General features: G+C 70.5%; 12 protein-coding genes and 2 tRNA genes. 4 read left to right on the forward strand and 10 right to left on the reverse strand.

The annotated features are described in order from the left end of the window. From HB370_RS14685 to HB370_RS14700, 4 genes are all read right to left on the reverse strand, one after another. Complete coding sequence (locus HB370_RS14685) at window positions 1–666, reverse strand: ATP-dependent Clp protease proteolytic subunit (RefSeq protein WP_030608200.1); 666 nt, start codon at window positions 664–666, stop codon at window positions 1–3. A gap of 67 nt (window positions 667–733) precedes the next feature. Then, window positions 734–1,339: an ATP-dependent Clp protease proteolytic subunit gene (locus tag HB370_RS14690; protein ID WP_030790409.1), complete on the reverse strand. Its 606-nt coding sequence runs from the start codon at window positions 1,337–1,339 to the stop codon at window positions 734–736. Between the two features lie 341 nt (window positions 1,340–1,680). Next, a complete protein-coding gene (tig, locus tag HB370_RS14695; RefSeq protein ID WP_030790407.1) occupies window positions 1,681–3,051 on the reverse strand; it encodes a trigger factor in 1,371 nt (456 codons plus the stop codon). A 177-nt stretch (window positions 3,052–3,228) separates the two neighbouring features. Then, window positions 3,229–3,305 (reverse strand) — tRNA-Pro (locus HB370_RS14700). A 202-nt stretch (window positions 3,306–3,507) separates the two neighbouring features. On the opposite strand from HB370_RS14700, the gene HB370_RS14705 reads away from it, so the two are divergent. After that, window positions 3,508–3,578 (forward strand) — tRNA-Gly (locus tag HB370_RS14705). A 539-nt stretch (window positions 3,579–4,117) separates the two neighbouring features. Here HB370_RS14705 and HB370_RS14710 read toward each other — a convergent pair. Further along, window positions 4,118–4,312 (reverse strand): hypothetical protein, encoded by a 195-nt coding sequence (locus tag HB370_RS14710; RefSeq protein ID WP_030790404.1) that lies wholly within the window; start codon window positions 4,310–4,312, stop codon window positions 4,118–4,120. Window positions 4,313–4,689: 377 nt separating this feature from the next. Between HB370_RS14710 and HB370_RS14715 the strand changes: the two genes are divergently transcribed. Further along, window positions 4,690–5,880 carry an acyltransferase family protein gene (locus HB370_RS14715; protein WP_030790401.1) on the forward strand — a complete coding sequence of 397 codons (1,191 nt, stop codon included), beginning with the start codon at window positions 4,690–4,692 and terminating at the stop codon, window positions 5,878–5,880. A 15-nt stretch (window positions 5,881–5,895) separates the two neighbouring features. Here HB370_RS14715 and HB370_RS14720 read toward each other — a convergent pair whose 3' ends face one another. Further along, complete coding sequence (locus HB370_RS14720; protein WP_030790398.1) at window positions 5,896–6,342, reverse strand: HD domain-containing protein; 447 nt, start codon at window positions 6,340–6,342, stop codon at window positions 5,896–5,898. 35 nt (window positions 6,343–6,377) lie between these two features. Beyond that, entirely contained in the window at window positions 6,378–7,547 is a 1,170-nt protein-coding gene (locus HB370_RS14725) for a PP2C family protein-serine/threonine phosphatase (RefSeq protein ID WP_030790395.1), read from the reverse strand. A 160-nt stretch (window positions 7,548–7,707) separates the two neighbouring features. Between HB370_RS14725 and HB370_RS14735 the strand changes: the two genes are divergently transcribed. After that, a complete protein-coding gene (locus HB370_RS14735) occupies window positions 7,708–8,952 on the forward strand; it encodes a GNAT family N-acetyltransferase (protein ID WP_030790392.1) in 1,245 nt (414 codons plus the stop codon). Between the two features lie 7 nt (window positions 8,953–8,959). Here the strand turns inward: HB370_RS14735 and HB370_RS14740 are convergent, their stop codons facing one another. Further along, a complete protein-coding gene (locus tag HB370_RS14740; protein WP_030790390.1) occupies window positions 8,960–9,769 on the reverse strand; it encodes a DNA-formamidopyrimidine glycosylase family protein in 810 nt (269 codons plus the stop codon). A gap of 596 nt (window positions 9,770–10,365) precedes the next feature. Further along, entirely contained in the window at window positions 10,366–10,851 is a 486-nt protein-coding gene (locus tag HB370_RS14745) for a ribose-5-phosphate isomerase (protein WP_030790387.1), read from the reverse strand. 215 nt (window positions 10,852–11,066) lie between these two features. On the opposite strand from HB370_RS14745, the gene HB370_RS14750 reads away from it, so the two are divergent. Next, complete coding sequence (locus tag HB370_RS14750; protein WP_030790383.1) at window positions 11,067–12,485, forward strand: amino acid permease; 1,419 nt, start codon at window positions 11,067–11,069, stop codon at window positions 12,483–12,485. 82 nt (window positions 12,486–12,567) lie between these two features. On the opposite strand, the gene HB370_RS14755 is transcribed toward HB370_RS14750, so the two are convergent. Continuing rightward, window positions 12,568–13,149, reverse strand: a complete 582-nt coding sequence (locus HB370_RS14755) for a biotin transporter BioY (RefSeq protein WP_030790380.1) — start codon at window positions 13,147–13,149, stop codon at window positions 12,568–12,570. Between the last annotated feature and the right edge of the window lie 227 nt (window positions 13,150–13,376).

Below are 13,376 nucleotides of genomic sequence, written 5' to 3' on the forward strand. Positions count from 1 at the left end.
TCAGCGGACGGCGGCGTTGTTCAGCTTGCGGGTGGAGATGATCTGGTCGACGAGGCCGTACTCCAGCGCCTCCTCGGCCGTGAGGATCTTGTCGCGCTCGATGTCCTCGCGGACCTTCTCGAGCGGCCGGTTCGAGTGCTTGGCCAGCATGTTCTCCAGCTGCTCGCGCATCCGGGTGAACTCGTTGGCGATGATCTCGAGGTCGGACAGCTGACCGCGGCCGGTGGAGCCGGCCGGCTGGTGGATCAGCACCCGGGAGTTCGGCAGCGCCATGCGCTTGCCGGGCGTGCCGGCGGCCAGCAGGATGGCCGCGGCGGAGGCCGCCTGGCCCATGCAGACCGTCTGGATGTCGGGCTTCACGAACTGCATCGTGTCGTAGATCGCCGTCAGCGCGGTCATGTCCCCGCCGGGGCTGTTGATGTAGATCGAGATGTCCCGGTCGGGGTCCATCGACTCCAGGCACAGCAGCTGCGCCATGACGTCGTTGGCGGAGGCGTCGTCGATCTGGACGCCCAGGAAGATCACGCGCTCCTCGAAGAGCTTCGCGTACGGGTCGTACTCGCGGATGCCCTGGGAGGTGCGCTCGACGAAGCGCGGGATGACGTAGCGGCTGTCGGGCCGGGGGCCCTCGTACATACCGCTGGCGGCGCCGGGGAAGTTGCTCATGGGGTTCACCGTCCTGGTGGCGTTCGGGGGGCTGGTGTCTCGGCGGTGCGTGGCGTGGCCGGGCCGGTCAGGCACCGGTGCCGCCGCCTCCCGGAACACCCGAGGCGTGCGTGATGATCTCGTCAATGAGACCGTACTCCTTGGCCTCTTCCGGGGTGAACCAGCGGTCGCGGTCGCCGTCGCGGATGATCGTCTCGACGGACTGACCGGAGTGGAACGCGGTCAGCTCCGACATGCGCTTCTTGGTGCGCATCAGGTACTCGGCCTGGATCTTGATGTCCGAGACCGTACCGCCGAGGCCGGCGGAGCCCTGGTGCATCATGATGTCCGCGTGCGGCAGGGCGAAGCGCTTGCCGGCGCTGCCGCCGGTGAGCAGGAACTGGCCCATCGAGGCCGCCATGCCCATCGCGATGGTGACCACGTCGTTCGGGATGTACTGCATGGTGTCGTAGATCGCCATGCCGGCCGTCACCGAGCCGCCGGGGCTGTTGATGTAGAGGTAGATGTCCTTGTCCGGATCGGCGGCAAGGAGCAGCAGCTGCGCCGTGATCTTGTTGGCGATGTCGTCGTCAACCTGCTGGCCGAGGAAGATGATCCGCTCGTTGAGCAGCCGGTTGTAGACCTGGTCGCCGAGGCCACCACCGATGGAAGGCTCGCCGGCGGCGGAGGGCATCAGATTCGTCACGTATCCACCTGCTCGTCTTACGACGGCGCCGGGCCGTCTCACGTCGTCCTGCCGGAGGCTTGGCGGGGGGTTTCAGGAGACTCCCCTGCCCCCGTATTCATGGACCCTAACGCTCAGCCTCCTTCGGGGAATCCCGGAGATGGGAGTGTTCGCCGGGGGCGTAGCGCGGGGGGCGTCCGCCGGACATCGGGCGGGGGCGGTGCGGCGGTCGTCGGGCCGCGCCCGCGCTCCTCGGGCCGGCCGCGGCCCCCGGTGTACGCGAACGGGCCCCGGGGACAGTCCCCAGGGCCCGCTGTACGGCCTTACCGGCGCCGCAGGGCTCGCGGTGCTCAGCCCTCGGCCTTCTCCTCGGAGGTCTCCGACGCCTCGGCGGCCTCGGTCTCCTCCTCCTCGTCGTCCAGGTTGACGATCTCGCCGTTGGTGTCCTTCACCGTGGCGGCCTCGACCACGACGGCCAGGGCCTTGCCGCGGGCGACCTCGCCGACCAGGAGCGGAACCTGGCCGCCCTCGACGACGGCCTGGGCGAACTGGTCGGGGGACATGCCGGAGGAGGCGGCGCGCCGCATGAGGTGCTCGGTGAGCTCCTCCTGGTTGACGTTGAGCTGCTCCTTCTTGACCAGCTCGTCCAGGACGAACTGGGTCTTGATGCCCTTGACCGCCGCCTCGCGGGTCTCGGTCTCGAACTCCTCGGCGGTCTTGCCCTGGATCTCCAGGTACTTGTCGAGGGTGAGGCCCATCTGGGCGAGCTGGTGGTGCTCCAGGTTGTGCTTGCGGGTGTTGATCTCGTCCTCGAGCAGCTTCTCGGGGACGGGGACCTCCACCAGCTCCAGCAGCTTCTCCAGGACGCGCTCCTGGGCCTGCGTGGCCTGGTCGAACTGCTTCATGTTGGCGAGGCGCTTGCGGCTGTCCGCCTTCAGCTCCTCCAGGGTGTCGAACTCGGAGGCGAGCTGCGCGAAGTCGTCGTCCAGCTCGGGCAGTTCACGCTTGGCGACCTCGGTGACCTTGACGGTGACCTCGGCCTCCTTGCCGGCGGCGGAGCCGCCCTTCAGCTCGGAGGTGAAGGTGGCCTCGCCACCGGCCTCCAGGCCCTTCACGGCCTCGTCGATGCCCTCCAGCAGCTCACCGGAGCCGATGGTGTAGGACACGCCGTTGGCGATGCCGTCCTCCAGGACCTCGCCGTCGACCTTGGCCTCCAGGTCGATCGTGACGACGTCGCCCTCCTCGGCCGCGCGCTCGACCGGGGTGGTGGAGGCGAAGCGCTCACGGAGCTGCTCGACCGACTTCTCGACGTCCTCGTCGGTGACCTCGACGGCGTCGACCTCGACCTCGATGCCGGAGTAGTCCGGGATCTCGAGGGCCGGGCGGACGTCGACCTCGGCGGTGAAGTTCAGCGTCTCGCCGTCCTTCAGCTCCGTGATGTCGACCTCGGGCTGGCCCAGCACGTTGAGCTCGGCCTCGTTGACCGCCTCGGTGTAGAACTTCGGCAGCGCGTCGTTGACGGCCTCCTCCAGCACCGCACCGCGGCCGAACCGCTGGTCGATCACGCGGGCCGGGATCTTGCCCTTGCGGAAGCCCTTCACCGTGACCTGCTGGTTGATCTTCTTGTACGCCGCGTCGAGGCTGTCCTTGAGCTCCTCGAAGGGCACCTCGACAGTGAGCCGAACCCGGGTCGGGTTCAGGGTCTCCACGGCGCTCTTCACGGTTCGGTCTCCTTGTGGCTGACTTCTTGGTTTCTGCCGGAGCCAGACAGGTCCGGCGGATTCGCCGCCCGGACGAGTACGTAGGCCGTGAGGGCCAGGACACACGGGCGCGCAGCTTGCATAGTAACCGCAGCGGGTCGGCGCCCCAAAAGGCGATCTTCGCGGGTCGTGTGCCGGTGGTCGGGGTGGCGGGATTTGAACCCACGGCCTTCCGCTCCCAAAGCGGACGCGCTACCAAGCTGCGCCACACCCCGTCTGGTGTGCGACACGTAGGGTACATGCCCCGGCCGATCGCGTCGGCCGGATTACGCGCGACAACACGCGGGCGGACGCGCGGGGGCCGCCCCGCCCGGCGCCGTCGGGGCCGGCCGTCATGACGGAAGCCGTTGGCCTCGGCGGCGGGCGACCCGCTACGATGCCTCCAGTGCCGCGGTCACCGACCGGCGGCGCCGTGTTGCGGGCGTAGCTCAATGGTAGAGCCCTAGTCTTCCAAACTAGCTACGCGGGTTCGATTCCCGTCGCCCGCTCTGGATGCCGAAGGCCCAGGTGAGGGGTTATTTCCTCTCCCTGGGCCTTCAGCCGTTCAGGACTGACGGATGATGCCGTCATGGCCGACAAGTCGAGGCGTCCCCTCAGCGAGCTCCGTCAGGGCGAGACCGTCCAAGCAACGATCATCCGTCACCAGCCATGGGGCCTCTCGGCAGAACTCGACGCCTACGAACCCGTGGGCGCCTCGCTGGACCTGATTCGCCGTGGCAGCGAACCGGGAGTGAGGCGACTCGCCCAGGAGCTGCCTCCCGTGGGCACGACCATTGACCTCGTCATAGGCGAAGTGCGTACGTGGAACCGCGAGCCGTGGACATGGGTGGACCTCACAGCACCCGAGCCCAGCGAAGGCCGACCGTGCCCCCGGCGTGCCCGACGGGCGGTGACCGAGGCCTTCGCCCGCTCTGATCGGCTCAAGGGCCCGGCTTTCCGCTTCGGCGGGGCCGGGCCCTTGACGTGTTCACGGTGTGACATCGGGCTCCAGGGGCGGGACCTGGGCGATAGCCGGACCCGCGGCGGGTCAGAACCTGATCGAGTTGATGGAGTCCGCTATCGAGTTCAGGAAGCGGGTGAGCGGTGGGGCCATGCCGGTGGAGGCCAGGAAGAAGCCGAAGAGGATCGCGACGATTGCGGGGCCGGCCTTGAGGTTCCCCCCTCGGATCAGGACCACCAGGATGACCGCCAACAACAGCACCACGGACAGTGAAATGGCCACTACTGATCACACCCTCGGTCGGTCCGCTCTCCCGGCCCGGAGGTACGGCCCGCGCACCCCCGCCAGGGACATCGTGCCACCAACCCGGCCCGCGTATGCGGCCGATGACGAATCGTCGGACACGGGCACCCGCCGCGGGCGATCCACCGCACAGTAATTCGATCAAGCACCCACGCGCGGCTCACCTCGGAATTACCCGACTTCGTTTCCACCTCCACACATCTCATGCCCAGGTAATTCGAATTGATGACACAGGAACGATGTATGCCCCCTTTAGTCGGGATGAATCGGGACATTACGCGGGTGTTCGGGCTCGATAACCGGTAATCATTGCGGGGGTTTTACGAAATGCGACGGGCGCCGTTAGGGTGCCTGAGATGTTTGACGCCGCCTCGTCCCCCGGCCCGAACCGCAGCCCGCTCCCCCTGGCCCAGCCGCCGGTGAACGGAGTGCCCGCCCCGCGTCCCCCCGTGGACGCGCGGGAGCGGCAGGCGGCGCCGGACAGACCCGGACGGCGGCGCGACGCGTTCTTCGACAATGCCAAGTACCTGGCCATCGTGCTCGTGGCGACGGGCCATGCGTGGGAGCCGCTGAAAGAGGGAAGCCGGACCCTGGAGACCGTGTACACCGTCGTGTACACCTTCCATATGCCGGCGTTCATCATCGTCTCCGGCTTCTTCTCACGTCATTTCGACATGCGCCCGCACCGGTTGAAGCGGCTGATCACCGGGGTCGCCGTGCCGTACGTCCTGTTCGAAACGGCGTACACGCTCTTCCGTAATCTGATCAACGGTTCGCACGCGGACATCAGCCTGCTCGACCCCTGGTATCTGACCTGGTTCCTGGTCGCGTTGTTCGTCTGGCGGCTGACCACTCCGCTGTGGCAGCTGGTGCGTCATCCGCTCCCGCTGGCCATCGGCATCGCGATGCTGGCGTCCGTCAGTCCGGACATCGGCGACGACCTCGACCTCCGGCGCGTCCTGCAGTTCCTGCCGTACTTCGTGCTCGGCCTGTGCCTGCGGCCCGAGCACTTCGAGCCGCTGCGCCGCCGCGCGGTGCGGATCGCCGCGGTGCCGGTGTTCGCGGCGGCGCTCGCGGTCGGCTGGTGGGCGGTGCCGCGCATGAACACCGGGTGGTTCGCCCACAGCGAGTCGGCGCAGGAGCTGGGCGCCCCCTGGTGGTGCGGCCCGGTGATGACGCTCGCGCTGATGGGCTGCTCGCTGCTGCTGACGGCCTGCTTCTTCGCGTGGGTACCGCGCCGGACGACGTGGTTCACCCGGCTCGGCGCGGGCACCCTCTACGGCTATCTGCTGCACGGCTTCCTGATGAAGCTCGGTGACTACCACGGCTGGTTCGAGCACCCCTGGCTGCACCGGCCGGCCGGCGTGCTCCTGGTGACCGTGCTCGCCGCGGCCACCGTCACGGTGCTGTGCACCCGGCCGGTACGGCGGGTCTTCCGCTTCGCGGTGGAGCCGCGGATGGAGTGGGCGTTCCGGCAGGACGCGGCCGAGCAGGCCCGCAACCGCAACCGGCAAGGGCAACGGCAGCAGGAGAGGGTCGGTGTCTAGGCGACCGGGCCTTCGTCACGGGTGCGGGTCGAGAAGTGCCCGCATCCGCTCGTACTTCCCGGTCAGCCGGGTCCGGACCGGTTCGGGGAGGACGGCGAGGCGGTCCGGGTCGGCGTTGTGCGCGAGGTCGGCCTCCTTCACCAGCAGCGCGCCCGGGGTGGCGAGGATCCGGGCGGCGTACGCCTCCTGGGACTCCCCCGGTCCTCTGGTGAGGGCCCGCACGATGGCCTTGGTCCGCGCGGTGAGGCCGGCCGCCGCCAGCCATTCCTCGCTGAGCACGGCGTCCTCCACGGCGTCGTGCAGCCAGGCCGCCGCGATCTGGTCCGGGTCGCCGCCCCGGGCGCGCACGCCGTCGGCCACGGCCGCCAGATGCTCGGCGTACGGCCGTCCGGCCTTGTCGGTTCGGCCGTCGTGGGCGGCGCGGGCGAGCGTCTCGACCTCGGTGAGGGTGAGAAGGGGCATGCCCTCAGTGTGCCCCGCGGCGGGACGGGGCCGGCTCAGCGGGCCGCGGACGTCTCGCGGCAGATCAGCAGCAGGGCCCGGTCGTCGTTGACGTCCTTGGCGACCGCTTCGATGAGGTGCCAGGCGGCGCCGTGGAAGCCGCCCGGCACATAGCGGTCGGCCTCGCCGGTGAGCCGGTCGATGCCCTCCACGATGTCCCGCTCGGCGGTCTCCACCAAACCGTCTGTGAACAGCATCAACACGTCCCCGGGCCGTAGCGAGCCCTTCACGGGGTCGAACTGGGCGCCGTCGTACACACCGAGCAGCGGGCCCTCGGCGGCCTTCTCCTCCCAGCGTCCGCTGCCCGCGCTCAGCTGGAGCCCCGGCGGATGGCCCGCGGAGTACAGCTCGTAGTCCCCGGAGTCCAGGTCCAGCACCAGGTGGATGGAGGTGGCGAAGCCCTCCTCCCAGTCCTGGCGGAGCAGATAGCCGTTGGCGGCCGGCAGGAAGGCGTGCGGGGGCAGCGAGCCGAGCAGTCCGCCGAAGGCGCCGGACAGCAGCAGGGCCCGCGAGCCCGCGTCCATGCCCTTGCCGGACACGTCGGTGAGGACGACCTCCAGCGTCCGGCCGCCGTTCGTACGGGCCGCGACGACGAAGTCGCCGGAGAAGGACTGCCCGCCCGCCGGCCGCAGCGCCATCTCGTGGTGCCAGCCCCTGGGCAGCTTCGGCAGCTTGCTCTGCACCCGGATCCGCTCGCGCAGGTCGAACAGCATCGTGCCGCCGCGCCGCCAGGGCACGCCGACCCGGCTGCGGAACTGCGCGGTCAGCAGCCCGAAGAAGCCGCACGCGGCGACCACCAGGACCACGCCGGGGGTGACCCGGGAGGGGCCCTCGGTGTACGGGCCGAGCCGCACCGACTCCACGATCAGCGCGGTGGCCGCCGCCGCGTACAGCCCGAGCAGGCTCGCCGGGCGCAGCAGCAGACCGCCGGCGACGATCGGCAGCACCAGGCTCGCCGGGGACCACCACACCGGGTCGAACAGGGTCATGGCCGCGAGGAGCGGGACGGTCAGCAGCAGTCCGACGAAGGCGATCCAGTCGGAGCCGTCGCCGCGGAAGTAGTCCACGGCGCTTTTGCGCAGCCCGACGCGGGCCCGGTGCCACCGCTTCTTGCACCGGGCCGTGAACGTGTCGGCCTTCGCGCGCCGCTGTCGTCCTGCTGCCATCAGTTCGGGACCCTATCCAGCGGACCGGCCGCTTGGCACGGGAGGTCCCACTTGTCCCCCGTGCGGGATTCCGCTTCGCCGCGCGCACGCCGGGCCGCGCGGCGCCCGCGCCGGGGGAAATTCACTGGCCCGCCCCCCGGCGCGCTGATAGGCATGGCTCATGGGGACTGACCACGGAACCGAGTTGAGGCCGCTGCGCGAGGACGAGTGGGACGGGTGGTGCGACGCCCTGTACCGGGCCTTCGGCGCGGGACCGGCCTCCGGGGAGGAACGCGAGGCGGAGCGGGCGACCACGGAGTTCGACCGCTCCCTCGCCGCCTGGGACGGGGACACGCTCGTCGGCACGGCGGGGGCGTTCAGCTTCCGGCTGACCGTGCCGGGCGGGGCCCTGGTCCCCACGGCGGGAGTGACGATGGTGAGCGTCGCCGCCACCCACCGACGGCGCGGCGTGCTGACCTCGGTCATGCGCCGGCAGCTGGACGACTTCCACGCGCGGGGCGAGCCGGTGGCGATGCTGACCGCGTCCGAGCCGGCCATCTACGGCCGCTTCGGATACGGCCCCGCCACGTTCCGGATCAGCTCCGAGATCGACACCAGCCGGGTGACCCTGGCCCTGCCCGCCGGTACCGACGAGGTGCGGGTGTGGTCGGCGGCCCCGGCCGATGTGCTGGACGCCTGCGAGGCGGTGTACGCGGCCCTGGTCCCGCGCCGGCCCGGCATGCTGGCCCGGCAGCCGAACTGGGAGCGGGTCGCCCTGGTCGACATCGAGCGCCACCGGGACGGGGGGCCGCCGATGCAGTGCGTGGTCGCCGAACGGGACGGCGAGATCACCGGGTACGCCCGCTACCACACCAAGGGTTCCTGGGACGCCGGCGGTGCCCCCGCCGGCACGGTACGGCTGAAGGACCTGGCCGGGCTGGATCCGGCGACCGAGGCCGCGCTCTGGCGGTTCCTGTTCGGCATCGACCTGATGACGACGTTGTCGGTGCCGTCGCGGCCGGTGGACGACGCCCTGCGGTACCTGGTCTCCGACATCCGCCGCTGCGACCCGCGGCTGCGGGACGACGCCTACGTCCGGCTGGTGGACGTCGGCGCGGCGCTGTCGGCGCGCACGTACCAGGCGCCGGTGGACGTCGTGTTCGAGGTGGAGGACGCCTTCTGCCCCTGGAACGCCGGGCGTTGGCGGCTGACGGGTGACGCGAAGGGCGCGTCGTGCGAGCGTACGGCCGACGCGGCGGAACTCGCCCTGTCCGTACGGGAACTGGGCTCGGCGTACCTCGGCGGGGTGTCCCTGCTGTCGCTCGCGGCGACCGGGCGGGTACGGGAGCTGCGGCCGGGAGCGCTGACGGAGGCGTCGGTGGCGTTCGGCTCACCGCTCGCCCCGTGGCTGCCGCACGGTTTCTAGCCGTCGCTCACGCCCGCTGGCAGGTGGGGCACCAGAAGAGGTTGCGGGCGGCGAGACCGGCGGTACGGATCTCGCCGCCGCAGATGTGGCAGGGCATGTTCGCGCGGCGGTAGACGTACACCTCGCCGCCGTGGTCGTCCACGCGGGGCGGGCGGCCCATCGCCTCCGGGGTGTGCTCGGGGCGGACGGTGTCGATCCGGTTGTTCCGCACGCCCTCGCGCATCAGATCGGCCAGGTCGGTCCAGATCGCGTCCCACTCGGCCGGGGTGATGTCGCGGCCGGGCCGGTAGGGGTCGATGCCGTGCCGGAACAGCACCTCGGCGCGGTAGACGTTGCCGACGCCGGCCACGATCTTCTGGTCCATGAGCAGGGCGGCGATCGTCGTACGGCTGCGGGAGATCCTGCGGTACGCGGCGGCCGGGTCGGCGTCCGCGCGCAGCGGGTCGGGGCCGAGCCGGTCGTGGATCTGCCGCTTCTCGGCGTCCGTGATCAGGGCGCAGGTGGTGGGGCCGCGCAGGTCCACGTACGACGTGGCGTTCGCCAGGCGGAGCCGGACGGTGTCCGTGGGCGGGGGCGCGGGGGCGTCGCCGAAGCCGATCTTGCCGAAGAGGCCGAGGTGGATGTGGACCCAGTCGGTGTCCCGGAACCCGAGGAAGAGGTGCTTGCCGTGGGCCTCGGTGGCGGTCAGCTCGCTACGGTCCAGCAGGGCGGCGGCGTCGGAGAACTTGCCCTGGGGGCTGGTGACGCGGGGCGCCGTTCCCAGGAAGCGCCCGGCGTAGTCCTGGGCCAGCCGATGAATGGTGTGCCCTTCCGGCAAGGCGGGGTGTCCTTTCCTGCGTTCTTCGCCCACCCACCCGACTCGGTAGATCGAGAGGCTAGCGTCCGACGCCGCCCCGGGCGGGTGCCTTGGGCGCAGAGCCTTGCGGCGCCTTGGACAAGGGTATTGGGGTCCCCTGGACGCGGGATGCCCTGGGCATGAACCTTGCCACGGCCCGGGGGCCTCGATGCCGACGCCCGGGACCGGGCCTCTCGGCCGGCCGAATCGAACGGACAGGTGGGCGGATGGTTCCACCCGGGGCACACCTCCCGACCGGCCCGAACCGACGGCGGACGAGCCGCGGTGCCGGGCACACTCCCCCCGAGCCCCGGGCTTCCGGCCCACCGCGCCCGGTGAGCGGGCGAACCGGGAGCCGGGGCGGAGCCCCAAGAGCGAGGATGCGGCCACCGTGCCGCGGCCGGCTCGGCCAAGGCACGGCCGAGCCCGACACCAACCAACCCCGGAACACCGGACCGGGAACAACCGGACCCGGAACAGCCAGTCCGCGCACAGTCGTGCACGGCACCAGCGGACCAGCCGGTCAGCCCCCGCGTGCTCGGTGCCCGCGCGGTCGGCCGGGAGCGGCCGCCGTGGGGTTACGGCTGGGGGTGGTGGGCCGGGATCGGGGGGAGGGTGCCCGTCGTCTCGTAGTCCGCGAGCATCTCGATGCGCCGGACATGCCGCTCGTCACCGGAGAACGGCGTGTTCAGGAAGACCTCGACGAACTTGGTGGCCTCCTCGGTGCTGTGCATGCGCGCACCCACGGCCACCACGTTGGCGTTGTTGTGCTGCCGCCCGAGCGCCGCCGTCTCCTCGCTCCAGGCCAGCGCCGCGCGCACGCCCTTCACCTTGTTCGCGGCGATCTGCTCACCGTTGCCGGAGCCGCCGATCACGATGCCGAGGGCGTCGGCGTCCGCGGCCGTCCGCTCCGCGGCACGCAGGCAGAAGGGCGGGTAGTCGTCCTGGGCGTCGTAGATGTGCGGCCCGCAGTCGACGGGCTCGTGCCCGGCCGCCTTCAGCCACTCGACGAGGTGGTTCTTCAGTTCGTAGCCCGCATGGTCGGAGCCGAGATACACGCGCATGCAACGAGTGTGACACGCCCCCACCGGGGCAGCAGCCCCAGGGTGCCGGCGGTCGGCCATCCCGAATTCCTGTGAGACATGCCATAGATCCTCAAGGGAACCAGAGGTAACGATACGGATTCGGAGGTTCCCCATTCCGTTGGCCTCGGATTCACTGGACCGACTCGTACACCGCTCGTACGAGCAGCTCCACCTGGCGCAAAGGAAATCCGTCCATGACCCCTGGTTCGGGCCTCCAAGCAGGACTCAAGAACCGCCACCTGTCGATGATCGCGATCGGTGGCGTCATCGGAGCCGGTCTCTTCGTCGGTTCCAGCTCGGGTATCGCCACCGCGGGACCCGGCATCCTCCTGTCGTACGCCCTCGTCGGCACCCTCGTCGTCCTCGTGATGCGGATGCTCGGCGAGATGTCCGCCGCCAATCCGACGTCCGGCTCCTTCTCCGCGCACGCCGACCGCGCGCTCGGCCGCTGGGCCGGATTCTCCATCGGCTGGCTGTACTGGTTCTTCTGGGTCGTCGTCCTCGCGGTCGAGGCGACCGCCGGCGCGAAGATCCTCGAAGGCTGGGTCCCGGCCGTCCCGCAATGGGGCTGGGCACTCATCGTGATGGTCGTGCTGACCGCGACCAACCTCGTCTCCGTCGGCTCCTACGGTGAATTCGAGTTCTGGTTCGCCGGGATCAAGGTCGTCGCGATCGGCGCGTTCGTCGTCATCGGCCTGCTCGCCGTGTTCGGCGTGCTGCCGGGCGTCGACGCCGACAAGGCGTCCTTCGGCAACCTCACCTCGCACGGCGGCTTCCTGCCGCACGGTCCGGGTGCGATCCTCACCGGTGTGCTGCTGGTCGTGTTCTCCTTCATGGGCAGCGAGATCGCCACCCTGGCGGCCGGCGAGTCCGAGGACCCGCAGCGCGCGGTCACCAAGTCCACCAACAGCATCATCTGGCGGATCGGCGTCTTCTACCTGGGCTCGATCCTGGTCGTGGTCTCGCTGCTGCCGTGGGACGACCCGTCCATCGCCAAGGACGGCTCCTACGTCGCCGCGCTGAACTCGCTCGGCATCGACCACGCCGGTCAGATCATGAACGTCATCGTGCTGACGTCGGTGCTGTCCTGTCTGAACTCCGGCCTGTACACGGCCTCCCGGATGGCCTTCTCGCTCGGCGAGCGCGGCGACGCGCCGAAGGCGTTCGCCCGGGTCAACAGCCGGGGCGTGCCGATGACCGCGATCCTCGCCTCGGTCGTGTTCGGCTTCGTCGCCGTCTTCTTCAACTACCTCTCCCCGGACAAGATCTTCCTCTTCCTGGTCAACTCCTCCGGCGCGGTCGCGCTGTTCGTGTGGCTGGTGATCTGCTTCTCGCAGCTGCGGATGCGGAAGATCATCCAGCGCGAGGCACCGGAGAAGCTGGTCGTACGGATGTGGCTGTACCCGTATCTGACCTGGGCGACGGCGACGCTGATCGTGGGCGTGCTGGTCTACATGCTCTTCGACACCGAGCACGACGGCCGCCAGACGGTGCTGCTGTCGCTGCTGGTCGCGGCGATCGTGCTGGTGATCGCGGTGGTCAGGCAGCGGCTGGCGGCGGGCCGCCCGGCGCCCGCGGCCGAGTCCCCGGCCGACAAGGTGTCCGTCGGCTGAGCAAGTCGTACGAAGACAAAAGGAAGAGGCTCGCAGGGCCGGGGAGTGATCCCGGTCCTGCGAGCCTCTTTCATGCCCGCTTCTAGCGCTTGCCGAGCGCCTTCCAGGCGGCGGGCAGGGCGCCCATCGCCAGGGCGGCCTTGAGGGCGTCCCCGATCAGGAACGGGGTGAGGCCGGCCGCGATCGCCTCGGACGCGGACAGGTGGGCCGCCAGGGCCAGGTACGGCACGCCGACGGCGTAGATGACGGCCTCGCCGAGGACCATCGCGCCGGCCATGCGCAGCGGCGAGCGGTCGGCGCCGCGCCGGGCCAGGGCGCCGACGACGGCGGCGGCCAGCAGCATGCCGAGGACGTAGCCGAAGGAGACGAGACCGGTGCCGGCCTCGCCGCCCGCGAACCACGGCACGCCCGCCAGACCGGCGACCGCGTACAGGGCGAGGGAGAGGAAGCCGCGGCGGGTGCCGAGGGCGGTGCCCACGAGCAGCGCGGCGAAGGTCTGGCCGGTCACCGGCACCGGGGAGCCGGGCACGGGCACCGACAGCTGGGCCGCGAGGCCGGTGAGCGCGGCGCCGCCGACCACGAGGGCGGCGTCGCGGACGCGGGAGGCCGGGAGCAGGTCGGCGAGGACTGCGCCGGGTCGGGTGGTGGCGGTGGCGGTGGCCATGGGGACTCCACGGGATGGTGTGGACACGTCGGGACACCGTGACGCTATACCGGGGCACTCGTCACGATCACCGTCAGCGCCCGACAAAGGCCGGAACGGCGACTTGGTGGGCTCCGGACAAAGGATGCGGATTACACCGGCCGGGGCGTGAGACTGATCACTGAGGCGGAGACGTTTCCCTCACGTGTTCCGCGCGGACCAGACGGATGCCCCAACTGTGGAATCCC

Origin of the sequence: Streptomyces sp. DSM 40868, assembly GCF_011820545.1 — a bacterium.
GTDB classification, from domain to species: Bacteria; Actinomycetota; Actinomycetes; order Streptomycetales; family Streptomycetaceae; genus Streptomyces; species Streptomyces eurythermus.